27 protein-coding genes are annotated in these 24,262 nt (G+C 42.6%); 4 read left to right on the top strand and 23 right to left on the bottom strand.

Going from position 1 to position 24,262, the window contains the following annotated elements; genetic code table 11:
• Positions 1-105: 105 nt before the first annotated feature.
• The 13 genes from ACHZBG_RS09345 to ACHZBG_RS09285 all read right to left on the bottom strand — a co-directional run bounded on the left by ACHZBG_RS09345 (position 106) and on the right by ACHZBG_RS09285 (position 12,169).
• Positions 106-735: an amidohydrolase family protein gene (locus ACHZBG_RS09345; protein ID WP_320129180.1), complete on the bottom strand. Its 630-nt coding sequence runs from the start codon at positions 733-735 to the stop codon at positions 106-108.
• A complete protein-coding gene (locus tag ACHZBG_RS09340; protein ID WP_320129179.1) occupies positions 680-1,258 on the bottom strand; it encodes a hypothetical protein in 579 nt (192 codons plus the stop codon). The genes ACHZBG_RS09345 and ACHZBG_RS09340 overlap by 56 nt, the downstream gene beginning before the upstream one ends.
• Positions 1,258-2,751, bottom strand: a complete 1,494-nt coding sequence (locus ACHZBG_RS09335; protein WP_320129178.1) for a tripartite tricarboxylate transporter permease — start codon at positions 2,749-2,751, stop codon at positions 1,258-1,260. The genes ACHZBG_RS09340 and ACHZBG_RS09335 overlap by 1 nt, the downstream gene beginning before the upstream one ends.
• Before the next feature lie 10 nt (positions 2,752-2,761).
• The gene (locus ACHZBG_RS09330) at positions 2,762-3,196 is read right to left on the bottom strand and encodes a tripartite tricarboxylate transporter TctB family protein (RefSeq protein WP_320129177.1); all 435 of its coding nucleotides are present in this window, start codon (positions 3,194-3,196) and stop codon (positions 2,762-2,764) included.
• Positions 3,197-3,260: 64 nt separating this feature from the next.
• A complete protein-coding gene (locus ACHZBG_RS09325) occupies positions 3,261-4,235 on the bottom strand; it encodes a tripartite tricarboxylate transporter substrate binding protein (RefSeq protein WP_320129176.1) in 975 nt (324 codons plus the stop codon).
• 126 nt (positions 4,236-4,361) lie between these two features.
• Positions 4,362-5,015, bottom strand: coding sequence for an aspartate/glutamate racemase family protein (locus ACHZBG_RS09320; RefSeq protein ID WP_320129175.1), 654 nt, complete (start codon positions 5,013-5,015; stop codon positions 4,362-4,364).
• A gap of 10 nt (positions 5,016-5,025) precedes the next feature.
• Positions 5,026-5,280: a hypothetical protein gene (locus tag ACHZBG_RS09315; RefSeq protein WP_320129174.1), complete on the bottom strand. Its 255-nt coding sequence runs from the start codon at positions 5,278-5,280 to the stop codon at positions 5,026-5,028.
• A 202-nt stretch (positions 5,281-5,482) separates the two neighbouring features.
• Positions 5,483-6,460, bottom strand: a complete 978-nt coding sequence (locus ACHZBG_RS09310) for a DctP family TRAP transporter solute-binding subunit (RefSeq protein WP_320129173.1) — start codon at positions 6,458-6,460, stop codon at positions 5,483-5,485.
• A 31-nt stretch (positions 6,461-6,491) separates the two neighbouring features.
• Positions 6,492-7,769: a TRAP transporter large permease gene (locus tag ACHZBG_RS09305; RefSeq protein WP_320129172.1), complete on the bottom strand. Its 1,278-nt coding sequence runs from the start codon at positions 7,767-7,769 to the stop codon at positions 6,492-6,494.
• Between the two features lies 1 nt (position 7,770).
• A complete protein-coding gene (locus tag ACHZBG_RS09300; RefSeq protein ID WP_394699372.1) occupies positions 7,771-8,262 on the bottom strand; it encodes a TRAP transporter small permease in 492 nt (163 codons plus the stop codon).
• A gap of 10 nt (positions 8,263-8,272) precedes the next feature.
• Complete coding sequence (locus ACHZBG_RS09295) at positions 8,273-8,929, bottom strand: cyclase family protein (protein WP_320129171.1); 657 nt, start codon at positions 8,927-8,929, stop codon at positions 8,273-8,275.
• 74 nt (positions 8,930-9,003) lie between these two features.
• Complete coding sequence (locus ACHZBG_RS09290; protein WP_320129170.1) at positions 9,004-10,017, bottom strand: 4-hydroxythreonine-4-phosphate dehydrogenase PdxA; 1,014 nt, start codon at positions 10,015-10,017, stop codon at positions 9,004-9,006.
• A gap of 259 nt (positions 10,018-10,276) precedes the next feature.
• Positions 10,277-12,169, bottom strand: coding sequence for a sigma 54-interacting transcriptional regulator (locus ACHZBG_RS09285; RefSeq protein WP_320129169.1), 1,893 nt, complete (start codon positions 12,167-12,169; stop codon positions 10,277-10,279).
• Between the two features lie 89 nt (positions 12,170-12,258).
• On the opposite strand from ACHZBG_RS09285, the gene ACHZBG_RS09280 reads away from it, so the two are divergent.
• The gene (locus ACHZBG_RS09280; RefSeq protein ID WP_320129168.1) at positions 12,259-12,777 is read left to right on the top strand and encodes a hypothetical protein; all 519 of its coding nucleotides are present in this window, start codon (positions 12,259-12,261) and stop codon (positions 12,775-12,777) included.
• A gap of 17 nt (positions 12,778-12,794) precedes the next feature.
• On the opposite strand, the gene ACHZBG_RS09275 is transcribed toward ACHZBG_RS09280, so the two are convergent.
• Positions 12,795-13,727, bottom strand: a complete 933-nt coding sequence (locus tag ACHZBG_RS09275) for a mechanosensitive ion channel family protein (RefSeq protein ID WP_320129167.1) — start codon at positions 13,725-13,727, stop codon at positions 12,795-12,797.
• 108 nt (positions 13,728-13,835) lie between these two features.
• Positions 13,836-15,716 carry a molecular chaperone HtpG gene (gene htpG / locus ACHZBG_RS09270; RefSeq protein WP_320129166.1) on the bottom strand — a complete coding sequence of 627 codons (1,881 nt, stop codon included), beginning with the start codon at positions 15,714-15,716 and terminating at the stop codon, positions 13,836-13,838.
• A gap of 103 nt (positions 15,717-15,819) precedes the next feature.
• On the opposite strand from htpG, the gene ACHZBG_RS09265 reads away from it, so the two are divergent.
• Positions 15,820-16,950: an ROK family transcriptional regulator gene (locus ACHZBG_RS09265; protein ID WP_320129165.1), complete on the top strand. Its 1,131-nt coding sequence runs from the start codon at positions 15,820-15,822 to the stop codon at positions 16,948-16,950.
• A 309-nt stretch (positions 16,951-17,259) separates the two neighbouring features.
• On the opposite strand, the gene ACHZBG_RS09260 is transcribed toward ACHZBG_RS09265, so the two are convergent.
• From ACHZBG_RS09260 to ACHZBG_RS09250, 3 genes are all read right to left on the bottom strand, one after another.
• Positions 17,260-17,781 (bottom strand): hypothetical protein, encoded by a 522-nt coding sequence (locus tag ACHZBG_RS09260; RefSeq protein ID WP_320129164.1) that lies wholly within the window; start codon positions 17,779-17,781, stop codon positions 17,260-17,262.
• 226 nt (positions 17,782-18,007) lie between these two features.
• A complete protein-coding gene (locus ACHZBG_RS09255) occupies positions 18,008-18,574 on the bottom strand; it encodes a hypothetical protein (RefSeq protein WP_320129163.1) in 567 nt (188 codons plus the stop codon).
• A gap of 474 nt (positions 18,575-19,048) precedes the next feature.
• A complete protein-coding gene (locus ACHZBG_RS09250) occupies positions 19,049-19,465 on the bottom strand; it encodes a hypothetical protein (RefSeq protein ID WP_320129162.1) in 417 nt (138 codons plus the stop codon).
• A gap of 661 nt (positions 19,466-20,126) precedes the next feature.
• On the opposite strand from ACHZBG_RS09250, the gene ACHZBG_RS09245 reads away from it, so the two are divergent.
• Positions 20,127-20,861: a GntR family transcriptional regulator gene (locus tag ACHZBG_RS09245; protein WP_320129161.1), complete on the top strand. Its 735-nt coding sequence runs from the start codon at positions 20,127-20,129 to the stop codon at positions 20,859-20,861.
• 57 nt (positions 20,862-20,918) lie between these two features.
• Here the strand turns inward: ACHZBG_RS09245 and ACHZBG_RS09240 are convergent, their stop codons facing one another.
• From ACHZBG_RS09240 to ACHZBG_RS09220, 5 genes are all read right to left on the bottom strand, one after another.
• Positions 20,919-21,116, bottom strand: coding sequence for an IS3 family transposase (locus tag ACHZBG_RS09240; RefSeq protein ID WP_320129238.1), 198 nt, complete (start codon positions 21,114-21,116; stop codon positions 20,919-20,921).
• Between the two features lie 128 nt (positions 21,117-21,244).
• Complete coding sequence (locus tag ACHZBG_RS09235) at positions 21,245-21,496, bottom strand: hypothetical protein (protein WP_320128378.1); 252 nt, start codon at positions 21,494-21,496, stop codon at positions 21,245-21,247.
• A gap of 20 nt (positions 21,497-21,516) precedes the next feature.
• The gene (locus ACHZBG_RS09230) at positions 21,517-22,494 is read right to left on the bottom strand and encodes an AAA family ATPase (protein ID WP_320129160.1); all 978 of its coding nucleotides are present in this window, start codon (positions 22,492-22,494) and stop codon (positions 21,517-21,519) included.
• Positions 22,495-22,505: 11 nt separating this feature from the next.
• On the bottom strand, positions 22,506-23,561 hold the full coding sequence (locus ACHZBG_RS09225) for a DDE-type integrase/transposase/recombinase (RefSeq protein WP_320129159.1): 1,056 nt from the start codon (positions 23,559-23,561) through the stop codon (positions 22,506-22,508).
• 34 nt (positions 23,562-23,595) lie between these two features.
• Entirely contained in the window at positions 23,596-24,015 is a 420-nt protein-coding gene (locus ACHZBG_RS09220) for a hypothetical protein (protein WP_394699377.1), read from the bottom strand.
• Between ACHZBG_RS09220 and ACHZBG_RS09215 the strand changes: the two genes are divergently transcribed.
• Positions 23,920-24,153: a hypothetical protein gene (locus ACHZBG_RS09215; protein ID WP_320128382.1), complete on the top strand. Its 234-nt coding sequence runs from the start codon at positions 23,920-23,922 to the stop codon at positions 24,151-24,153. The two genes, ACHZBG_RS09220 and ACHZBG_RS09215, sit on opposite strands and share 96 nt — an antisense overlap.
• Positions 24,154-24,262 lie beyond the last annotated feature (109 nt).

Raw genomic sequence — 24,262 nt, 5'->3', positions numbered from 1 at the left:
ATATCAAAACCCACTCCTTCGATCAATGGAAAGAAACGAATAATAAAATTATCTTGGATTCTTGAGGAAATTCTTTCATGCAAGTTTAAAATTACCTAACTGCACTTACATTGCTAGCAAATTAATTATTATATTGCCACCTCGCATTACGAAGCCAACTTTGCCAAGAGCATTTTTATCAATCAAGGGATTTCCCTCAACAGCTATCAAATCCGCCTCAGCCTCCTTTTGGATTGAACCTACACTCCCTTCCAACCCAAGCATTTCAGCGGCATAAACGGTAATACCTTTCAAGGCTTCCACCCTATTCATTCCCAGGTCAATCATTAATTCAAAATCTTTCCACAACAACCCATGGTTTGCATCACTACCAATAACAAAACGGGGATTTGCCTTCACTAAATTCTCAATTCGTCGCCAAACTTCGTCTCTTGTCCGTTTTACAGCCTCAATATGACTGGCAGGGCACATAGGAAGTCTGGATTCATCCAAAAAAACACTGGGAGTGTAACAAACCTGAGTATCATGCTTTAGGATAGTGCTAATATCCTTTTTATCGACCCAATAACAATGTTCAAGACAATCTACGCCCTCTTCACAGCAGTATTGAAGAGCTGTTCCCCCGATACAGTGACTGCTGACTCTTTTGCCAACGGCATGAGCTTCCTGTACTACAACCCTAACCTCTTCTTGAGAAAGAAAAACAGGAATGCTGCCAATTTTTTGGAGGAGCACCGGGAGTAATGAATATCTTTAACCAATCAGCACCTCGAAATAAATTCTCCCTACTCTGACGCTGAAATTCCTCAACACCAGAAAAACCTTTGCCAACATAACCATGGCCATGAAGGCCTTTCATTCCAATACCGGCTACTTGAAGCCAAGGGCCTTCAAGAGTTTTTTCTTGGATCATATTGCGCAGGAGAATATCCAGGTAATATCTATCACCAAGACTTCTCATTCCCGTAATGCCAGCTTTGAGATTGTCTTGCAATGAAACTAAAGCCCTTATTGTTTGCTTCGCTTCACAATCTTCCATCATATCAAGATGTCCGAAAATTCGTGCATCCAAAGCTAAATGGGAATGACAATCGATAAGCCCCGGCAAAAGGGTTTTGTTTCCTTGAATTACAATATCAGCGTCTGAGGATGTGCCGGAAACAATTGCGGTAATCTTTGATTGTTCAATAGTAATTATCTGATTATGTATAAGTTCAAGCTTTTGACCAAGCAATACTTGGCTAGCAAATATTTTCATTATCGCTCCCTATGAACTTGAATTTTCTTTTGCATAATAGTTTTTAGGAATGGCCAGGCAAAAGAAAAAATAATAAGAGAGAAAAATAACACAGTCATTGGTCTGGTAAAAATCATGAAGATTGAATCGTACATAGTATTAGTTAGCATTATCGCCTCTTCAAGCATGGGACCAAGAAGTAGCCCGAGGGCTACAGGGCTTAACGGATACCCATAACGGAGCAAGAAATATCCAATAATTCCAGAAATGAACATAACTACAACATCCATTATATTTTGTTGGATGGAAAAGGAACCGACAACTGCCAAGGCAACAATAATTACAGCGAGCAATTGTTTTGGAATAGTAAGAACCCTTCCTGCAAAACGACAAAATAACATACCAACAAAAAACAATAACACATTGATAAAAGCAAAACCAACCAACAAGGTATAGATTGTGTCAGCATGTTGAGTAAACAACATTGGTCCTGGGCGAAGCCCATGAATAATCATGGCACCCAGAAAAATCGCAGCTGGAGCACTTCCGGGAATGCCCAAGGTAAGTAAAGGGATGAGAGAGCCCCCGGTTACGCCATTGTTGGCTGCTTCACTGGCAATAATTCCTTCAACAGATCCTTTTCCGAATTCTTCAGGATGCTTACTCGCTTTTCGAGCCTCGTTATATGACATAAAGGAAGCAATATCAGGCCCAGCAGCAGGAATTATACCAATACCTATGCCCAGAAGAGTTGAACGAATGAGATTTAATATATTTACTTGAATATCTTTTTTACTCAAATACATCTTTCCGACCGATGCAACTTTTTGGATTGTTTCATCTTTTCTTTCCAACATTTTGAATACTTCAGGAATACTAAACAACCCAATGAGTACTGAGACTATTTCAAAACCCCCTGAAAGTTGGTAAAAACCAAAGGTAAACCGTGGAAAACCAAGAACCGGATCTTGGCCGACAGTAGCTAGCAACAGGGTAAAAAATCCAACAAACAGACCTTTAAGCATATTGCCTTTACTGAGCATACACACTACTGTCAAACCAAAAATGGCAATCATCATCTGTTCAGGAGGACCTACCCTCAGAGCAATGAGAGCAAGAAGCGGGGCAAAAAACAACAAAGCTAGGGAAGAAAAGAAGCCTCCAAAGGCAGAAGCAAAGGTAACGAGGGTCAAAGCTCTGCCTCCATCTCCCTTTTCTACCATTGAACGACCTTCAAGACCTGTAGGAACACTTGCAGGTGTACCCGGTATACCAATAAGAATTGCAGGTATAGATCCACCATAAACACCCCCACAATAAATCCCACTCAATAACAACAGAGCGGCTCCAGGCTCCAATACATATGAAAACGGTACAAATACTGCAACTCCCATAGTTGCAGAAAATCCTGGTAATGCACCAAAGATAATTCCGATTACCAATCCAAGCACCATATAGAGGATGTTTTGCAAGGTAAAACATCCATAAATTCCCAACATAATATTTTCAAACATTTTTTTTCCTCTAAAAAACCAAACCGAACCATGTCCCTTCTGGGAGAATTACGGCGAGTACCCGCGAAAACAAGAAATATAACGTCAAAGTTACCCCAACAGGAAAAAAGAACAACTGGTTTCGACTCTTGAGACCAAGAAATAACAAGGAGGATACCAAAAATAGCAAGGTGGAAATAATATAACCTATTTTGTCGAGCAACAATAAATAAAGGACAATCATCAGGGAAAAAATTATGAGCCTTTTCATATCCCCCTTCTCATAGCCCAAGGCACCTTGATCCTTTTTAAAAAGTAAAGCAAGACAAAGAATCAGACAACAAACAAGCAAAAAGGAGGGATATTCCTTCGATTCAGATGGCATAGAGGGAATTTGTGCAGAAAAAGTTACGATAATTATTATTGCTATCAACAGCAATCTTCGGTTTCCGGTAATATATGACATATCGAATATTCTCCATATAGAGGGGTTATGTTTCCACAACCCCTCCCAGATTACTTGTACTATCCTACTTTGATGTTTCTAAAATCATTTTTTTATAAAATTCATGACTCGTATTAAAAGAATCCTTGAATGTATCATATCCCTCATAGAGGGCAAAACTTCCGGCATTCAATACTTGGGCCTGGTATTCTGGATCAGTAAGAACCTGGGCCATTGCTTTGTCAAGAATTTTGATAATCGCTTCAGGAATACCTGCAGGACCAACTAAAGCTCTCCACATTACATGCTCAAAGTCAAACCCAAGTTCTTTGAGAGTAGGTATGTCTTTGATAATTGCAAAGCGTGTCGAACTGGTAATCGCAAGAGGCATGACATTTCCGGCTTCAATCTGAGCAAGAGCTTCGGCCGTAAAAGGAACTGCTACATCACAGTTTCCTCCAGCTACGGCATTTACTGCAGCCGCCCCACTCTGGAAGACCATCCGATTAAATTTTATACCTGTCTTTTCCTCAAGACTGATACGAAGAAAATCATGGCTCGACCAAGCGCCTCCAAGCCCAAATGTCATTTTACCTGGATTTTCTTTTGCCTTTGCAATTAGATCATCCATACTGGTTATTCCCGAAGATTTCGATACAACAATGATGTGCGGATCACTGGCATACTTGGAAATCGGAGTAAAACTCGAATTGTCATATTGAACACCATCAAAAAGCAATTTTCCATTCGACATCAGACAATCGCCATAGCCGAGTGTATAGCCATCGGGTTTAGCGTTTATAAGCTGAGTCCAACCTATTGTGCCACTACCTCCGGTAACATTCTGAATAACAATATTCTGGCCAAGAATAGGTTCCAGATATTTAGAAAAAAGTCTCACAGTAATGTCAGCACCACCTCCAGCACCATAAGGTACAATTATTTTAATTACCTTTTCTGGATATGAGGACGTATCTTTACCCTTTTCTATCTCTCCATTTGCAAAGAGAGTCCCCAAACAAAGCAACAATGCCATCAGGACAACCAGTCTTTTTTTCATTTCTTTCTCCTTATTACAATTTTTTCATTTTGTTAAAAACAGTCATTTTCATTTACTCTTTACGCATTAAATAGCTGTATACGTTTGCCCATGAAAGTTCCTGATACCAATAAAAATAAGCAAAATTTAGCGTGAAAGAATTTCTTTGATTTCTTGAACACAATAACGAGGACTGCTGACTACCGTAATACCTGTAGCATCATGTATTGGCTGCTCCAAATGAGCCATGGAAGCCTGGGCAAGGACAATCACATCATAATCACGAATTTCTCGGGCAACTGCCAAAATCAGGACATCATGCAAACTTTTGTCTTGATTTTTAATTGCCTTATAGGCTTCATGACAAACGATATTATCCAGCAAAACTTCTTTTCCGATTCTTATTCCTTCAGCTTTCAATTTTTCTCTCGTAGGTTTTACGGTGCTCTCTGCAGTAGAAAGAATCATAATTTTTTCCCCGAGCCTCACTGCCTCCCGAATCATCAATTCGTCAATGGTCACAATCGGTATCTTAAAAAATTGACGAAGAGAAATGACTGCTGGTGATAAAGTAGAACAGGTGACTGCAATCAAATCAGGCCCAGTTTCTTCTGCGGCTTTAAGTAATTTATAAAGGCGATCCATATTATTAATACTAAATTCACCTCTAATCTCAGCATCGCTAGCAAGAAAATCATCAAGCGTATTGCTAATCAGTACGTCACCTAATTCAATTCTAAGTTGTTCGGCGAATGTCATATATACTGTAGGAACAGTATGGATCAATGCAATTCTTTTCATTTCTTTGCTCCTATTCCATTGGAAGTATTTCAATGCAGAGACCATAATCCAACACTATCCAGTTTTGACCTTTGGCCAATGTTGATATATGATATTTATTTGCTTTCATCAAAGCGGTCTCTACATCCGGGACTCTCAGACAAATATGATTGAGTAAACAACTCCCTGGAATTTCAACCCCTTGTGAGGCAATCAACTGTATACCACCATCCAACCAAATTTGTTTAGGGGCCTCATTATTTCCCTCCATTTGATAGATTTCCATTCCAAAGACATCATTGAAAAAATGAATATTCCAATGGATATCAGAGACCATGATTGCACAGTGATGAAGAAATGCATTTAAATTAACCATGACTAAAAACCATTTCCTTATTGAAGAATGCATAAAAAATGACACCTTTCAATTTGTAGACTCTACTGGAAAGTTACTGACTTGTAACTTTCCAGATCAAATCGGGACCAAGCTATTTAATTAGGTTAATCAACTCATCTCCGTATTGTGAGGAAAACAATACCTGAGAACCCACCATCAATTTCTTGAATTCTTCTCTATTGGGGTTTTCATTGACCTGAACCCCTGCAGCCTTTATCTTTGCAAGGAATTCAGAATTTCCTAAATCGTTTACCTCATAAACCAAGATCTGTGCATCTTTGGCAGCTTTACTAATCCAACCTTTCTGTTCATCGGAAAGTCTGGCCCAAGTGGTACTTCCAACACTGAACAACATAGGAGTATAAACGTGGGAAGTTAACGAAAGATATTTCTGGACCTCATAGAAACGCTGGTTGTAGATTTCACTCAAGGGGTTTTCTTGACCATCTACAACACCTTGTTGCAAAGAAGAATACAATTCAGAAACATCCATTGGTACAGGAATTGCACCAGCATTTTCCCACGCCTTTACCTGAAAGGTTGAAGGAAGAGAACGAATTTTTAATCCTTTCAAGTCAGAAGGTGTTGTTATAGGTCTTTTCGAGTTGGTCAATTGTCTGAATCCAATTTCCCAGAATGTTAAGGGATGAATTCCCTTTTTTTCCAATTTTTCTGAGATAAGTTTTCCTGCAGGGCCTGCAACGGAAGTTCTTGCTTCTTCGATGGAGTTAAACATATAGGGTAACTCAAACACCTGGATCTCAGGAACAAGACTGGAATAGTAAGCATCACCGCATACTCCAAAGTCTACTGTACCTTGTTGCATTCCACTTACCATAGAGGAAGGGGATCCCAAGGTAGTATCGAAAAATACTTTAATTTCTATCGTACCATTGGAATACTCGCCAACTTTTTCGGCAAATTTCGCCATACCTTTTCCACCGGGACTTGTAGCGCTCATTCCTCCTGTCGAAGCTGAAAATTCTATTTTTCCTGCTTCCTTTTCGCCATTTGCATACAATGCTGTCATTAAAATCAGACAAATCAATAAGAAACCAACCTTTTTCATTTTCCTCTCCTATTATTGATCCTACAAATACCTATTTGCCAAGACTTGGCAAAAACAAGGAAATCTGTGGAAACAAAATTATTATGACAACTGCAATCAACATTGCAATCAAGAATGGCATGACCTTCTTCCCAACATTCAAAACGGGACGATGCCCAATATTAGCCGCAACATACAACGTCATCCCTACTGGAGGAGTGACCAATCCAATGCAAAAGGTAGAAACCATGACGACACCGAAATGAATGGGACTCAATCCCATTGCAATAGCCGAAGGAGTCAGAATTGGTGCAAAAATCAATACAGCGGGAACCGGATCCAAAAACATTCCAACAACAAGAAGGATCAGTGAAATAATAAACATGAAAATAATTGGATTATTTGAAATGTTTGTACTCATCAATGCAATTTTTTGAGGAAGACCTTCACGAGTCATAATCCAGCTGAACAACTGGGTCACTGCAACTATGCTCAATATCACTCCAGTGGTTTTTACAGATTTGAAAAGGCATTCCAACAAGCTCTTGAACGTTAGTTCTTTATATACGAAGAATCCAATGATAATCGCATAAAAACAACTGAAGGCAGCAGCTTCGGTAGGAGTAAAAATACCCGAATAGATACCACCAAGGATGGTAACAGGAGTCAACAATGCCCAAATAGAATCCTTGAAAGAAACAATTACCCGTTTAAGGGAGAAGGGAGCACCTCCCCGATAACCTTTCTTTATTGATATCAAAACCGTGATAACCATAATACAACAAGCAATGAGCAATCCAGGAAACAATCCAGCCAACAGCATATCACCAACGGAATTACCCGTTGAAACACTATATAAAACCATGAGAATACTGGGGGGAATCATTGGCCCCAACGTTCCACCTGCAGCTTGTAGAGCACAAGAAAAATCGATATCATAGCCGTTTTTTTCTAAAGCAGGAATCATCATCCCCCCGATTGCAGCTACACAAGCAGCTCCTGAACCTGTCATCGCCGCAAAAAAAGCACTCGCAACAATGACAACCAAGGCAAGACCTCCCGGAAGACTCCCTACCAAAGCGGTCGAGAATGAAATAAGTCTTTTCGAGATACCGCCTGTTTCCATCAAAGCCCCCGAGATGATAAAGAAAGGTATTGCCATCAAGGTATAGGAACCTACACCACCTAACATTTGATTTGCAACAATATTCATCGGTATATTCATGAAACTCACAATATAGAGAATTGCTCCCAATCCCATTGCCCCGACTACAGGAATACCCAAAAAGAGAAATCCTAGAAAAAATACAATAATCATTATGCTTGCCATATTATTTATCTCTCCTAGCAAGCAATTGCTTACTCAATATCCACAGTTTTGAAAATAAAATAAGGAGCCACAACACACTGCCAATACTCATGGCCAATGTTGTAAAATAGACAGGAATATTCAAAATTGCGGTGAATTGCTCTGTCCTTGCCTGCAAGAAACAAATTTTCCAGCTTTGGAAACAAACTACAAAAACAAAGAGTATAAGCAAAAGATTCTGGAATATATTTACAATTGCCTTTGCATTTCCATGCAATGAATCGCTCAATAGAGTAATAGTGATATGTTCTTCATTTATGCTTGCAAGTGCCGTCCCAATAAAAATAAACCAATTGAAAAGCAAAATACTCAATTCTTCATTCCAAGGAATTGCCACTTTGAATATGTATCGAGTAAAAATTGAAATATTTACAAGAAGCACCCATAGGAACACGATAAAGCTGAAACCATTGCGAAGATATCTGCAGAAACAATTAATTTTTTCATTATCCATAGGATACCCCCTAAATCTTTGCAACTGCACGAACAGGGCAACCATCAATATGGGGAATCCTGAGTGGCAGACAAATAAACTCACATGTCTCTTGTTTGATTGCATTGAAATTGGCCAGATACTCAACAAGTAAAATATTTTGTCTCAATAAAATAATATGTGTCTTTTGTTCCTCGGGAGAAACCTTTCTGTCCTGAAGCAACCGAATGGAATAATCCTGAGGAAAATCAAAAGCAACAGTCTTTGGATTTTGGGCAGCTATCCATTCTATCGCTTCATCAGTAAGATATGGGGCCATCGACCAAAACTCATGCGTTTCCCAAGAAGTCATCACCCCCCAATCGGAGCGAATAAGCAAAATCTTTTCAAGGGATCTTCCTTTTTTTGCTTTCTCAAGTTCCTCTGCAGTAATTGCATGATTTACCATTGTCGGGGAAGTTATCATCAGGACACTGGCCATTCCATTGTAATGGTCCAATGGGAATGACTCACTATCAGGAAAAGCCAATCCAGTATGTCTGGGAAAATCAATGTGTGAAAACCAATGGGACTTCATCTTGAATTCAGAGATCTGCCATTGATCTCCTTTTTCAAAGGACGATACCAGATTATGCTGGAATGCATATCTCCAATGGGGTTGAATAGGTAAGCTTAAATCAATATACATTTCTGCACCTCATTTTCCTATAAATCAGAAATATTCTCTTTTCAACAATCTAGGCTATAACTTCCTTTAGCTCATCATCTTCTTTTTCGTCCCGCGAGATGGTTTGCCATCTTGCTTGCCATTTTTACGGCATTCTCAAATGCCTGGGTTTTTACAATGCCTTTTCCTGCAATATCATAGGCCGTCCCATGGGCACAGGTAACTATCGGAGCAGGCAATCCTCCGGCAATGGTTATTCCCTCATCAAAACCTTTTAGTTTCAAGGCAATCTGCCCTTGGTCATGATACATGGTCACGACTCCATCGAAATCCCCTCGGAAGGCCTTGATAAAGGTAATGTCACTGGGGTAAGGTCCCGTTGCATCGATTCCCATATCTTGCGCTTCTTTCACGGCAGGCTGAATGACATCTATTTCCTCTCTCCCGCATAGACCGCTTTCACCGCAATGGGGATTGAGAGCAGCAAGGGCGAGCCGAGGTTTTTCAATTCCACTGGTTTTGAGAGACGAGTTTGCCAATCTTACGGCACGGAGAATACTCTCTTTGGTAAGATTCTTGCTTACTTCACTGATAGGGATATGACTAGTGGTTCTGGTAGTCCAGAGATTACCGACTACATTGATTTCACCAAAGGGTTCGGAAAATTGAAACAAATCCGCCATGAAATGATGTTCACTCTCGAATTTACATCCGGCTTCCTTCATTCCTGCCTTATTCAACGGCGTGAAACAAAATCCTTCGATTTTCTTATTCTTGTACAATTCAACTGCTTCCGTGAGCATATCCAGGCAAGCTTTTCCAGCTATTTTGCTTAATTGCCCTACAGGAACCAGCGCAGGATCTACATTCTTTTGATCTAAGACAGGAAGACCTTTGCCCCAGTCAATTGCATCCACATTTTTCACGACCTGAATGGTTGCATATTTACCAATATAGGAAAAGGCACGTTCAAGAACACGTACATCCCCGATTATAATAGGACTGCAATATTCGGAGAAAAAATTCGCTACAGCAAGTTTTGCTACAATTTCGGGACCAACGCCAGCGGCATCACCTAGCAAGATTCCCATTACTGGTTTCTCATTCATCAGAAACTCCCTTTGGTTCGATCATCAGGCAACTTTCTTCGTTGCCCAATGTCCTATACAAAGCAAGTAACGTGCCAACTTTCTTAAATTGTATACAATCTTTAGTTTTCATCATTTTTGTATACAGTTAACTGTTGGAGAAACCAACAAATAGTAAAATTGTTCATCGGTTTTTCACATTTTTCGTACATATCAGTAAAAAATGTTTCAGCGTTTCATAATATGTTCCATGTTTCATTTGAAACATATATGAAACATCTTACTGCTCCAATTCAAACTGGGAAAACCGCCTCCAAAGAGTTGTACGGCTTACACCAATCTTCCGGGCAAAGGCATCCTTGCTCAGTCCGCTGGCAACAAAAGTTCGGTAGAGATCCTCTGGAGAAGAAACATCTTGCTCAAATTTTTTCTTTTTTTGGACAGGAACAACATCTTCCGCATACAGACTCGTCGCCCCTATATCAAGTTGATCAATTTCTTCTTTGCCAACCAATTCAACCCTGTTGAGAATTGCGAGCCGTTCGGCAGCATTTCTTAATTCGCGAATATTTCCTGGCCAGAAAAAACGCTTGAGTTCATCAAAGGCTTCTTCATTTATCGAAGGAAGGCGATTGTTGTTTTTCAAGGAATATTGCCTGACAAAATGGGTGAACAACAAACCAATGTCATCTTTCCTTTCACGAAGTGGACTAAGCTGAATATTCAGCAAGCTGATACGATAGAAGAGGTCGAGACGGAATCGACCTGTCTTTACCTTCTCGATGATATTGCTATTTGCGGCACTGACAACTCTGACATCGACGGGAACTACCATATCGGCCCCAATCCTTCTAACTTCCTTTTCCTGGAGGACCCTCAGGAGTTTTGCCTGGAGGACCAAGGGAATTTCACCTATCTCATCAAGAAAGAGGGTTCCCTTGTGGGCCAATTCAAACAGTCCACTCTTTCCTCCCTTGATAGCCCCTGTAAAGGCACCATCCGAATAGCCAAACAACTCACTTTCAAGAAGCTGTTCAGGTAAAGCCGCACAGTTTACGGCTACAAACGGTTCCTTGGAACGAGGAGAGGCATTGTGGATACTCTGGGCAAAAAGTTCTTTCCCGGTTCCGGTCTCACCAAGCAACAGGATAGGACTGTCGACAAGGCTATAACGTCTTGCTTTCTCAACCAATTGGAGCATATGTGCATTTTGGGTAACAATATCTTCGAACCTATACTTGGCTATAAGACCTTTACGGTGCAATTCAGTCCTGATTTTACGCTCTGATTTTCGAATAGCCTCTGCATTCTGAAAAGTAAAAAGGATGCCTTGTGCTTGGGAATCGACCTGGATGGGTTGCTGGCTGACTAGAATCTGTTGCCCTCCAATTGATTGCAACTCCTCCAAAACTACTTTCGAGGAGAAATTCTGGGACCAATTCATACCTTTATAGACAGTATCAACAGCCTTGCCTTCCAAAGGAGAACAGGCAAACAAGGTCTCTGCCTGTCGATTCCCTGCAATGACAACACCATAACTATTGATCGCAAGCATCGCGTCCTTGGCGTTGTTTAAAAGAATACCCAAGAGGTTTCCCCTGGTCTTGGCTCGGTCAAGGGAACGGGCAGCTGCAACGGCATCTTCGATTGAATGGACAATTGCCTGATGTCCTGTCTTCACATGTTCATAGGCCAGATTATTCTCTTCGCAAAGCCTGCACATGGTGAGGCCACCGACAAACACCCTGCATTCTTTTTCTTTCAATGAAAAAACAGCTTGGCGGACATCATCCTGATCATTTACTTTGGAAACAGTGACAGGGCATTCAATCAAGGAAGAAATGATGGACTCCTCACAGAGAGTCTCATTTGTTATAATACCAATGGGGCAGACACCGATCCGTTTTTTTGCCTTGTCCAGGGCTTCGAACAAATCTCCGCTATCCATCATGATGGGAACCACATGAATTGAAGGTTTTTGATTGGCTATCGCAGAGGCGGTAATACCCCTGGCAACTACAATGTCTGCATCAAGGCTTTCGATCAGCTTTGAATCAGTACCGATAAAATGGGTAGTTGAGATGGAAAATCCATCCAGATCGTATTGAGATATTACTTTATCAAATTGCTCCTGAAGTTCTAGATACGGAACGACAACCAAAATCTTAATCAAGGACCATCTCCATTTTTCGCAGTGTACCATGAAATGTGAGCCTTTACAAACCAAGGATACTCTTGGTATTGTGCCAAGGGAGGCCTACAATGTCATTTACCAAAATACTTGAATATATTCTTTTCATAGCCCTTATCTTGCTGACCCTCTTTAATTTTTACTCTCTTACAGTCGGAAGAAAAAAGAAAAAGCGAGGAGAAACGGACTTTCGTAAAATCCTGGCAAATCTGGAAAACAAGACTTTCGAGGAAATGAAAAAAAATCATCTGGATTTTGGAGAAAAACATGGCTATATAAATGACTCAGGCCAAGGAATTTTTCTTGCTTTCGATCAAAAGAAAAAAATGCTGGGAATTACGATCCTAGAGGAATTCTACCTCATTCCCTATGATGAAGTACTTTCCTGTGAAGTCAAAAACGATACTCTGCCAAAAGATAAGATAACCAACATCCGGGTTGAACTGGAAACAAAAGATAGCCAGATTTCCTTTGCCTTCGGAAAAAAAGTATGGAAAGAGAAATCCCATCTCGGAACTTTTCTCCTTTCGGATGCCAAGGAATTTTGCGCTTTCGTAACTTCTCATTGCATCCCTGGGCAAAAAGGATAATCCTCGTTCAAGACCAATTATTGCTTTATTGTCAGAACGTCAGAACTGAGATGGATATCCATTTGGTTGAAAGGAATCTCAATCCCGATTTCATCCATTTTCTTGCAAATATCACCCTGGAATCTCCAATAGATAGTCCAGTAATCCTTTGGGCTTGTCCAAGGCCGGACGATGAAATCAACGGAGGAATCATTGAGTTTATGAACCTCGACCATCGGGGCAGGCTCTGGGAGTACCTCAGGATAGGTTGCAAGCAGATCAAAGACTGCTGCCTTGATCTTTTGGATATCTGAGCCATAGGCTACACTCAAGGTAAGGTCGACCCTTCTCTTTTCCATATCGGAATAGTTTATGATGGGACTTCCCCAGACCAATTTGTTTGAGATGACTATCTTCTTGTTGTCAGGAGTGGAGAGCGTGATGCAAATCAAATCCATATCAGTGACTGTTCCCGAGAAAGAACCGGAATCGATATAATCGCCTATCCTGAAGGGAGCAATGATGACAATCATTACCCCACTGAGCAAGTTTCCGATAGTTTCCTGAAAGGCCAAGCCAAGGATCACTCCCGTAATCCCCAATCCTGTCAAGACCGGTCCCATATCAAAGCCCATATGCTGGGCAAAAATAACAGCTAGGATAATCCAACCAAAAATATTAATAACCCTGATCACAAAACGGGCCATCAAGTCATTTATCTTCTTTGAGCGTTTAAATATCTTCTTGAGAATTTTGGTGAGCCAAAGGATAAGGAGCTTTCCTACAAAGACAATCAGCAATCCCGTGACCAAGGTCATCAGAAATCCAAGGGGACCTTCTTGCGACCACGTATGAAGAGTGTTCACTATCTGAGTAAGAAATCCGGCGTCCCCAGTTGTCTGTGCTACGGTATTTGATCCAGTGGTAGTAGCTACCGCCTCATTTGCAAAAGCCATAAGAAAAGCAACCATTGTGTATTATCCTTATTGGAATCGATAGTAAACCCTACCATCGGAAATATAAAAAAGCAAGGGAAGATATAACACTTCCCTTGCTCTCTGCATAGGTAAGAAAGCAGGTTATCGAGACAATAACGAGTGCAATTTCTGGGTAAAGGAAACAGGATCCTTGGGCATGACACCCTCGGCCAAGAGTGCTTGATCAAGCAAAACAGAACAAAGATCACTGGTATAGTCGGCATCTTCGCTCGCCTCGATCTTCTTGATCATAGGATCGTCGACATTGACTTCCAAGATCGGTTTGACCTCTTCAAAGTTTCCTTGTCCCATACTCTTGAGAATCTGCTGCATCTGCACGGAAGGATCATTTTCGTCCACCACGACCACTGCAGGAGAATCAACAAGCCTTGAGGAAACCACAACGTCCTTGACCTTGTCCCCCAGGGCTTCCTTGATTTTCTTGACAATCGATTCAGATTCCTTTGAGGTTTCCTTTGGATTATCGTCTTTCAGGTCATCAACAGAACCACTCTTGTTGATAGCCTTCAAGGAAAGTTCCTTGTAGGTTCCTATGGAACCGACGATGATATCATCGATGTCATCATCCATTACAAGAACTTCATAGCCTTTCTTGCGATAAGCGCCCAGCAACGGACTGGATTTCAAGGTCTTTTCATTTCCACCGGTAATATAGTAAATACTCTTTTGGTCGGCAGCCATCCGTTCCTTATAGGAAGCAAGGCTTACATACCCTTCCTCGGCAGAAGATTTGAACCGGACCAGTTCCAGCAAAGCATCACGATTGGCGTAATCGCCATACAAACCTTCCTTCAAGGGACGATTGTACTGTCCGATGAACTTGGTATACATTTCAGGATTCTGTTCTGAAATACGCTGGAATTCTCCGAGCAATTTCTTTACTGATGCACTGCGGATAGCAGACATGACACGATTCTGTTGCAGAATTTCCCTACTGACATTCAAGGGAAGGTCTTCGCTATCGATGATACCCCGTACAAACCTCAGATAAGTCGGGAGCAACTCCTTCTCATCATCAGTAATATATACCCGTTTCACGAAAAGCTTTACACCAGGCTTATAATCGGCATTATTCATATCGAAAGGAGCCTTGGCCGGGATAAAGAACAACGTAGTGTATTCCGTTGCACCCTCTGCCTGTGTATGGATATAGAAAAGAGGGTCCTCACTATCATAGGAAGTATTCTTATAGAAGGAATTATAGTCTTCCGGAGTCAGTTCACTCTTGCTTCTTCTCCAAAGCGCCGAGCTGCTGTTGATTTGCTCAACCTTGTGCTCAAGGGTCTTTATAGGATTGCCATCAGCATCCTTTTGTTTGTCATCCACATGTTCCTGGTCATAGGAAAGGAAAATCGGATAGGCAACATGGTCACTGTATTTCTTGACAAGTTGCTGCAATTCCCAACGGTTTGCATACTCATGCCCTTCTTCATTGAGAAAAAGAGTAATGGTAGTACCCTGGGATTCCCGGGTACTTTCCTCAAGGGTATACGATCCTTTTCCTGTACTGCTCCACTTAAAGGCAACATCCTCGCCGGCCTTGCGACTGATGACTTCCACTTTGCTTGCAACCATAAAGGCGCTGTAAAAGCCGACGCCGAACTGACCAATCAAATTGCTGTCTTTCTTCTGTTCGTCAGTAAGAGAGGCAAGAAATTTCTTGGTTCCACTCGAGGCAATCGTACCAAGGTTATCGGTCAAATCGTCGTGGTTCATTCCCAGGCCATTATCACTAATGGTAAGAGTCTGCACCTCGCCTTCCGTAAAAGAAAGGTCGATTCTTGGTTCAAAGGAAAATCCCTTGAGCTTCTCATCCGTCAATGAGCTGTACTTCAATTTATCCAATGCATCGGATGCATTGGAGACCAACTCTCGCAAAAAGATTTCTTTGTTCGAATAAAGTGAGTGAATGATGAGCTGAAGCAATTCTGAAACTTCAGTCTTGAATTTTTTCTGTTCCATACTAGATACATACCTCCAAAGGGATATTGGGAAACATAATGATTTTTTCTCCTATCGGCAATCTATCCTTAACAAAAAAGCAACCTTAGAGTATGCTTTCCTCATGAAGTTTTCCCAACCAGCAACTGCTCGCACCTATAACAGGCTGAGAGTTCTCAATGTCCTCTCCCTCCAAGGAGAATGCAGTCGTGCAGATATTGCAAGAATACTGAAACTAAACAAACCCTCAACCAGTGAAATCATCGATGGTTTGCTTCAGGAAGGACTTGTCGAAGAAACGGGCAAGAAAGAGACCTCCAATGGAAGGCGTCCGATTTCCATCCGTTTGAAAAAAGATGCGCTAATGGTCCTTGCTGTTGATATGGGAAGCCGGAACACCTCAGTCGGGCTTGCAGATATGGAAGGCAACCTTCTCCGATTTGAACGTTTTCCTACCGGACAGAGACCAAAAGCCCAGGAACTTTGCTATTCGGTAATCAAGTCCTGCCTGAGAATGTCCCGGGTGGCAACCAGTCCTATAGTAGGAATTGTTGTCGCAGTAAATGGAATTATCAGTGAAGACAAAAAAATCCTTGTCTCCAATGATCTATGGAACTGGGAAGAGACCCCCTTATCTGAGGCTATAGAAACCAATACCCATATCCCTACCATTCTCGTTCATAACGTTGAGGCCATGGTTCAGGGAGAACGATGGTTTGCAAACGAAACTTCCGAGAATTTCTTCTATGTGAATTGGGCCGAACATATTGGGAGTGCCTGGGTAACCCCAAAAAATATAAGCGCAGCACAATCGCAATTCGGGCATATTTCAATTGCCCCAACGGGACTTTGCAGATGCGGAAATATTGGATGTCTCGAAACGATTGCCTCAGGATGGGCCCTGAGCGAAAAGAACGACAACAAGACCGTAAAACAGATTTGTTCCGATCCAACGGAACAATCAATAAGGGACCTACAGTCAGCTTGTTCGGCCATGGCAAAGGCACTTGCCCAGGCCAGTGCCATTACAGGATGCCAAAAGATTATCCTGGGAGGGGGTATCAGCAATATCGATGATAGTTACCTGCAGTACCTACGACAGGAATATGCAAAAAAGGCCCATTTCAAACAAGCCGATACTCCTATTTCCCGTTCTCCACTCAGTGACAAGGCAGGACTGCTAGGTTGCGTAGCAACTGCCCTGGATACCTGGATATTTGAAAGGAGCCTGATCAGGACCCTGGACTTGAGCTAAATCGAATAATGACAATGAGGGCAATAAAATACCGCTATCCGAAAACGGATAGCGGCAACCTCCTTGAAAACCCCGGGATTCCTCTCCCGGGGGCGTCCACTCGCTGGAAAATCGAACTGGACTAGAAAGACGACACTCATGATTATTACATGGATTTATTCGACTGTAAAACAAATTAATCAGAAAAATGAAACTTAATCGGAAACTTTTTTTATCTATCATTCCTATGAATCAATTGGTTTGAAATCTTCAAGTTATCCACTGTAAAAAGCACTGAACCAGAACTAAACAGAAGTCCTTTCAGTTCCTTTAGGCTTCGTTCGTAAAAGTCAATGTGATAGAGCCGGAGTACAATCCTGAAGAAAAAACTTGCGAAGAGGTCTTGGAAACCACTACCGTCAGTTTCCCGATTGCAACCTTGGTCTGGGGACCTGTGAGAAACCCAATATTAAAGGAATTTCCATCCCTGATGGAAGTCATGACGTTTTCGGATTCGAGCTTAATGGAAGTATTGAGAATGTTTCCATCATTCTTCTTCAAGGGAGAAATCGTAAAGCTAAGCACCCCCCTGCTCGTTGTTGCAACATTCGAGGAATATGTAAAATACACTGACTGTTCCACTTGCCAAGTATCAGTTGCAGGAAACTCAAAACTCAAAAGACCATCAAACTCTTCATCTTGCTTCACACCATTCTCATAATACATATCAATACTGATATCTTGCACGGCTATCGATGCTTTCAACGATACGGTTGCATTGGAGACCAGGTTTTCAGCTCCCAGGGAAACCGAAAGGATCAACAGGCAAAAACCCAATATATATTTTTTCATTCCATCCTCCAAATACAGAGACATCAACAGCCTCGCTATATACAGTATAGCAACAAATATAGGGGCAAAGGCAAGAGAATCACCAACGAACAAAAAAACCAAGGCAGGAAAAGCTTCTCTCCACCAGTAGATATCTGGTAAAATTCAAATCAATCAGGGATTGCAACATATAAAAAAACAGTGCGGTTTCCCGCACAGTTTTTATAACTAAACTAATAAAGAACTCTTATACTGATGCAATAGTGAAGGTAATGGTAGATACATAGCTTCCGGCAGCACCGCCTTGTACCGTCTCAGCAGCAACAATGGATGAACCGGTATGGTCGAGACTTCCAACATTAGCTGTAGCAGCTGGAGTGATGGTAATAGTTGACTCAGCATTCTGTTCAACACCTGTAACCGTAGTTGCAGTATAATCACTGAAAATCTTATAACCAGTAGATGTATAGGTTATGCTTGACAAGGAACTTGTAACCGAAGCAATCTTTACGATGTTGTTCGCATTGGAAGTGCTGATAAAATTCCCTACATTCATTGTGAATGTAAAATGACCTACCGCATTTGTCTTATAACCATAGACAAACTGAGAAGGGGCTGCGAAAGCATTTTCGATTGTTATCGAAGGATTATACTTGACAGTTCCAATTGTAAAACCATGATCAAGATATTCACCGATATTTGCCTTCAAGGTTGCTGTTGCAGCGCTGGGCATCGTAACGCTTACATCAGCAAACGCACCTGCCACGACAAAGAAAAGAACCAACAACAAACTAATTACTCTTTTTTTATTCATATTCAATCCCCCTGATTCGTGCTAATCACTATTTTAAAATAAATCCTAGCCAAGAGTACGTCTTATTATGTCCTATGTCAATATTATGATATTAAAAAATATTAATTTTTATTTTTATTTTTAAATATAATTTTATATTTATATATTATAATGTTTTATATTATTTTTACTTATTGCATATGTAGTGAAATTTGTTCAATTCTGGCAACAATACATAGCGAGAGCATGTAATAACACAGAAAATAATTATCACAAATTCGTATTCTTATGTCACATCATGCATAAAAACTTATCCCTGAATCCCAAGATTCTGCTGTTCAAGAATCTTTACTGAGGGCAATGCCTCAGGAGAATTCCAATTCTGGGGAAAATAGCCCAGGGATATAAAAGAACTTAGGCTACAAGTCTCTGGTAGAATACCAGGAACCTATAGCCTAATTACTATTGACTTCAAACTAGCACAAGGAACTTTTTTTAGTTCTGTAAGATGGAAATTGACAATGTAGATTCATAATTTCCGTTAGCCGCCACTGCCACATCGTTTTGATTTGCCTTGACAGTCAATGTATAGGAATATAGACGCATCCCTTGGTTGGACGAAATCAAGTCAACCAATCGGTAGGTTCCAGAGTCAGGAACCTTCAACTCCGATCCCACACTCAACGATTCGATTCCTACCGTAGCATTTTCATCACCCAACTTAGTAAAAGGAGTCAGCGTAGCAGTTACCACCAAATCCGCAACAGTATTCGTCTTGATCGCATAGTTCAGGACAACTCCCTCTTGGGCAAACGCATTTGACACCGAAGTTGCACTTAAAAAATTTGTTGATCCCTGTTCATCAAGAAAACCATGAACCAGATATTCTGGAACCGTAGTGGTTATCGACAATGTAGCAGTTTGCGATACGGCTTCGGCAAAAAAGTCCCGTCACCGAAAACATCAATATAGAAAAAAATATAACCAATCGTCTCATGGTTTGGTTTCCCTCCCAAAAAGGCGTGCAAGGACCTTTTTTATCCAAGTAAAATATAGTGCCTTGTAAAAACTTATGTCAATACATAACTATAATTTATTCTTATTTTTCTAAGAACATTTTCAAAAAATATTATAATTTTATATATAATATATAGTTATAAAATTTTGCCTTGTGACATGTTTTATAGAAAACAGTCCTTTATATTTTTAAAAATCAAATTTACTCCCTTGAAAAAATTCTATCGTATATGCATAAAATTATTATGAAGCTTCGTTATCAACATAGATATAGTCTTATGTCACTTTGAGAGAAGTATTGTGTGAATGCGAACACTCCCATTATAAAATATTTCTTATGAAATATTTTTAATTCATATATTGAATAAAATTATAAAATACAAAACAAATTAATGAAATTAATCAAATCAACTAAACTTCTCACATACTATCGAAAAATAATTACCAATTTCGCTAACTTCATAAAATAATCGCATAATCATGTATGGATATGTGATATGTTCTATGCTATATTAGTACCAGCTTGATTCCTTGCTCATAGAGAGGACCTTACATAATGATAACACCGATTGCATCAGAAACAAAATCTACAATGATCGCCAACCAACTTGAAGAAATGATTCTAGCAAAAAGATTCAAGGCTGGCGAATCCCTCCCCAGCCAGCATAAACTTGCCCAACAATTTTCTGCAAGCAGCAGAAGTGTCAGGGAAGCTTTCAAAAACCTTGAGGCAAAAGGACTCATTCAAGTCCAGCAGGGAAAGAAAGCCATAGTCAAAAGCAACAACCTTGACCAATTCGTAGAATCCCTTTCCATGTCCATGATAAGCAAACAAGCTCCGGACCGGAAACTGCTTTCCGATTTGATGCAAGTCAGAACCACTGTTGAAGTTTCCGCTACCAGGGAACTTTCCCGTGATCCAAATAGGATGCTGATTGTCAGATCCCTCGACCGTTGCTGTTCAAAAATGGAACAATTGTTACCTACGATGGAAAATACAAAAGATATGGAAACCATCAAACAATTCAAACAAGTGGAATTTGAATTCCATACTGCCCTGATCAGATCCAATGACAACGTAATCCTCAATAGTATCTACGAAAATCTTTCACCACAGCTTTATACTGCCTTGGACAGGCTTCCTGAAACCTATGGTGAACAAAAGAAAAAAGTCAATGAATATCGCTATCTGGTTGAAGCCCTCGAAAACGGACAGACAGACCTGGCCGTTGCCCTTACACTTGTCAACCTGACCAACATCAAGGATAAATTCGAAACTCTTGATATCTAGACCTTTAAAGAAAACTCTTATATGAACTTTCCCCATAGAGTTGGAGAGTTCTGAGAGCTAGGCTACTGATTGACGGTATTGCACCGGAGACCGGTAGCCTAGTTTTTTTTGTATTCGCTTGTCATTGTACCAAGCGATGTATTCCCTTACCAGCTGTTCCATCTCTTCCTTGGTTAGCAGTCTCTTTCTGTTCTGGTAGATGGTCTCACACTTCATGAGGCCGAAGAAATTCTCGATGCAGGCGTTGTCTGTTATGTGGCATATTATTTTATAGCGGTATTTGCACGGTCAGCTGAGAAGAAAGTTGCACGCTTGGTTAGAGCTCCTTATGCAACGAAAGGCCTCCGAAGAGGCCAGTCCTTGAATACAATCGTAAACCTATTCTAGAAAGGTGCAGGATCTGCGAAAACGTCAATCATGCAGTTCTCGTAACAGTACTCCAGGTCCTCCCTGAACACAGCCTGCCTTCTCATTATGCCGTTGGCTTTTTCACAGATGCTGCGGTGCATTGCTTCGTCATCCACTCGACTTCTGTATAGATTGATGACATGCAGGTAATAGCTTTCGGTGAATTCGTGGTGGAGCACAACCAGTGGTACCGGTCTCTCTTCCTTGATTTGTGTATTTGGATCCATGGTCGTTTTTCCTTATGCTCTCATTCCCACCAGTTCCTGGTCACTTTCCTGATCACCTCTGCCGGGATGGTCAACAGGCCCTGTTCCATGCCGTGCTGCAATGCCAACAGACATACGGAATTGATGTTCCTGGGGATACCCGCCGACACCTGGCTGACGGCTATCAGCGCAGGCTTGTCGAATATCTCGGAACCGCGGCCGCCGATGGTCTTCAGGTGGTGCTCGATGTATCCGAAGCACTCATCCTGGGTGAGGCTCCGAAGGTTGTATCCGTCGAGGATCCTGCTCATCAGGGGGCGTGCCTGCGGGTTGCGCAGCTTCTCGAACAGGCCTTCCTGCCCGCACATGACGATCGGTATCACATTTGCCTTGGCGAGGTTCTGCTGGCTTATGAGGTGGAGCTGGGCATAGAAATCACCGGTGAAGTGATGGCACTCATCGATGACCAGGACGGGCCGCTTCCCGTCGTTGTAGATGAGGTCCAGCGCCTCATGAATCTGCCTGAGCATGGTGGAGGGCTGGTTGGTCCTGGTGAAAAGCCCCAGCGATGCCATGAGCTGCCTGAGCACCTCGACGAAGCTCCACTGCCCTCCTACCAGGTCGATGACCTGGTAGCTCTTGGCAGGCAGCTGGGAGAGTACGTAACGCAACGTCGTCGACTTTCCCGCCCCCACATCACCGATGAGGGTGAAGTACATGCTGTTCTGGATGGCGAACTGTATCTTGTTGCTTATCTCCACCATCGAGGAGAGCAGGTACATCTGCTGGGGCTTCAGTTCCGGAGAGAAGGGTATCTGCTTGAACCCGTAGAAGGTGCGGATGTCCGTGTTCACAGCTGCACCCCCTGCATCCTGTGGGCCCGTGAGTTGGCCTGGTAGTCCACCGGCTTGCAGCATTCCGATGCTCACCCCCTCATGAAAAGCTTCCACATCGCTGGTGGTGTTGTACCTAAGCTCGATCTTCCTGCCCGAATATCCCAGCGGGACCTCGAGCAGCACCGAGTCGAGGCTTACGGTCCTGGCCTTGCTGCCACCGTCCGAATTTCGCGCTTCCTGAACAGCCTGGGCAGGTCCGGCGGGGCCGGCCTGACAGCCTGGACCTCGGAGAGGTAGCATTGCAGGGGAGACATCCCGATGCCGGAGTGATACCTGCCGTTGTACTCCTCAAGATAGGCCATCCACCGCTTGTTCAACTCGTACAGTTCCAGCGGCTCGTCGCCCAGGGTGGGCAGGAACTGCATCCTCACCGTCGAGAACAGTCGTTCCACCTTCGCCTTTCCTGTGGGGGTGTATGGCCTTGAGTGTGTAAAATTCACCTCAAGGGAAGCACAACCAAGTTTTATGCGCTCGTCCCGCATGGCGGCCCCATTATCGGTATGACATTGGCGGGGCAGTCCCCGGGCATTGAAGCCGCCCCAGAGGCAGTCAAGCAAGCTGTCGCTGGTCTCATCCCGGTAGAAACGGGCGTAGGTCACCAGACGGGACTTGTCGTCGATGAGGGCGAAAAGCTTGGCCGTCACGATCTTGCATTCCTTTCCCTGACCGACATGCACCTTCGGCCCGACCATCGCATCCAGATACCAGACCTGGTTCACGTATTCCATCTCCAGCCGGCGCATGTCCCTGTCGTTGGGATTCCTGCCTTTTGTGTCCTGGTTGCGGAACACCCGGTAGATGAGCGTCATGTCCACAACCTCCGAGGGCAGGAAGATGCCTTGCTTCTCGGCCATCCTCACCAAGGTCGTGATTTTGATGTCCGGATGCTGGCGGCGGAACAGTATAAGCGCCTGCTCTGTTTCGCTGCTGAGCTTTCTGCGTGACCCCTTGTCAGAGCGGTCGCGGGGATAGAGATCCTCGATGTTGCGGTTCCTGCGGTAAGCGTTGAGCCAGTTGTAGAGGGTGGGCATGCTCACCGTCCGCTTGTCAGAATAGGGAATGTCGTACAGCTTGGAGCAGATTTGCTTCATCCTGCGCGTGATGTCCCCATACTGCGAACGGTCATCGAGCAGAGGGAAAATGAGTCCGAAGCGGAACAGGCCTATCTGTTCCTTCTTTTGCGAGTCCATAGGTAAGGTACCTCCTGAAATAGATACCGAAAGCCTAGGGGATGCACCTCGGCACATATAGATACAAACGTTGGTGGGAAGGGTTGAGCAGCCGCAAACCCATCAAGGAGATACTCCGGTCTTGCACGATCCTTACTGAAGGAGGGGCCGTCAGACAACCCTTGAGGGCAGCCTTGAAGTGGGGAAACAGCTGATCATGATCCGGGAAGTCGCTTTCGCAGCGGCTCCTGTCCGAATATCCCTTCCACCATCTGCGCTGCAGGTAGCCGGATATGCCGATAATGGTGCTGAAGTGTCCTTTCTCGATCCTGCAGGCAAGAATGCGACAAATGGTTTCCAGGCTGAATAACTTGAAGGCATGGACCCACAGGGGCAGCAGGGTATAGGTCTTCCTGCAGCAAGGACAAAGCTTGCGGTGGATCCACAGCTGGAGACTGGCAAGACTGTCGGTGATGAAATAGCGCTTTCTCCATCCGTGGCCGTGCAACCTGGTGCGACAGAAAGTGCAGAAGAAAACACCCAAAGAGTGGGAGCTGGGAGGTCCTTGGCCCTCGACCACTTGCAATTCCGCCAATTCAATGGCAATCTCTAAGAGCATTATTGCAAACTGGAGAGGGACAACTTTGGTCGGGAAGCCCTCTCCTTTTCCTTTATAGGAGAATGTGCAACTAATGTACCATGCTCAAGCTACACTTACCAAA

The sequence above is a fragment of the uncultured Sphaerochaeta sp. genome, from assembly GCF_963676625.2.
Taxonomy (GTDB): domain Bacteria; phylum Spirochaetota; class Spirochaetia; order Sphaerochaetales; family Sphaerochaetaceae; genus Sphaerochaeta.
Note: the sequence above shows the minus strand (reverse complement) of the source record. Positions and strands in the feature narration are given on the sequence as shown.

Coding starts and splice junctions, on each gene's coding strand:
- htpG (WP_320129166.1), bottom strand. CDS start 15,716: ATGGAACAGAAAAAATTCAAGACTGAAGTTTCAGAATTGCTTCAGCTC.
- ACHZBG_RS09215 (WP_320128382.1), top strand. CDS start 23,920: ATGGACCCACAGGGGCAGCAGGGTATAGGTCTTCCTGCAGCAAGGACA.
- ACHZBG_RS09255 (WP_320129163.1), bottom strand. CDS start 18,574: ATGAATAAAAAAAGAGTAATTAGTTTGTTGTTGGTTCTTTTCTTTGTC.
- ACHZBG_RS09265 (WP_320129165.1), top strand. CDS start 15,820: ATGAAGTTTTCCCAACCAGCAACTGCTCGCACCTATAACAGGCTGAGA.
- ACHZBG_RS09325 (WP_320129176.1), bottom strand. CDS start 4,235: ATGAAAAAAAGACTGGTTGTCCTGATGGCATTGTTGCTTTGTTTGGGG.
- ACHZBG_RS09335 (WP_320129178.1), bottom strand. CDS start 2,751: ATGTTTGAAAATATTATGTTGGGAATTTATGGATGTTTTACCTTGCAA.
- ACHZBG_RS09330 (WP_320129177.1), bottom strand. CDS start 3,196: ATGTCATATATTACCGGAAACCGAAGATTGCTGTTGATAGCAATAATA.
- ACHZBG_RS09305 (WP_320129172.1), bottom strand. CDS start 7,769: ATGGCAAGCATAATGATTATTGTATTTTTTCTAGGATTTCTCTTTTTG.
- ACHZBG_RS09290 (WP_320129170.1), bottom strand. CDS start 10,017: ATGAATGAGAAACCAGTAATGGGAATCTTGCTAGGTGATGCCGCTGGC.
- ACHZBG_RS09295 (WP_320129171.1), bottom strand. CDS start 8,929: ATGTATATTGATTTAAGCTTACCTATTCAACCCCATTGGAGATATGCA.
- ACHZBG_RS09245 (WP_320129161.1), top strand. CDS start 20,127: ATGATAACACCGATTGCATCAGAAACAAAATCTACAATGATCGCCAAC.
- ACHZBG_RS09280 (WP_320129168.1), top strand. CDS start 12,259: ATGTCATTTACCAAAATACTTGAATATATTCTTTTCATAGCCCTTATC.
- ACHZBG_RS09340 (WP_320129179.1), bottom strand. CDS start 1,258: ATGAAAATATTTGCTAGCCAAGTATTGCTTGGTCAAAAGCTTGAACTT.
- ACHZBG_RS09260 (WP_320129164.1), bottom strand. CDS start 17,781: ATGAAAAAATATATATTGGGTTTTTGCCTGTTGATCCTTTCGGTTTCC.
- ACHZBG_RS09310 (WP_320129173.1), bottom strand. CDS start 6,460: ATGAAAAAGGTTGGTTTCTTATTGATTTGTCTGATTTTAATGACAGCA.
- ACHZBG_RS09300 (WP_394699372.1), bottom strand. CDS start 8,262: ATGGATAATGAAAAAATTAATTGTTTCTGCAGATATCTTCGCAATGGT.
- ACHZBG_RS09235 (WP_320128378.1), bottom strand. CDS start 21,496: ATGGATCCAAATACACAAATCAAGGAAGAGAGACCGGTACCACTGGTT.
- ACHZBG_RS09225 (WP_320129159.1), bottom strand. CDS start 23,561: ATGGACTCGCAAAAGAAGGAACAGATAGGCCTGTTCCGCTTCGGACTC.
- ACHZBG_RS09320 (WP_320129175.1), bottom strand. CDS start 5,015: ATGAAAAGAATTGCATTGATCCATACTGTTCCTACAGTATATATGACA.
- ACHZBG_RS09275 (WP_320129167.1), bottom strand. CDS start 13,727: ATGGTTGCTTTTCTTATGGCTTTTGCAAATGAGGCGGTAGCTACTACC.
- ACHZBG_RS09315 (WP_320129174.1), bottom strand. CDS start 5,280: ATGGAAATCTATCAAATGGAGGGAAATAATGAGGCCCCTAAACAAATT.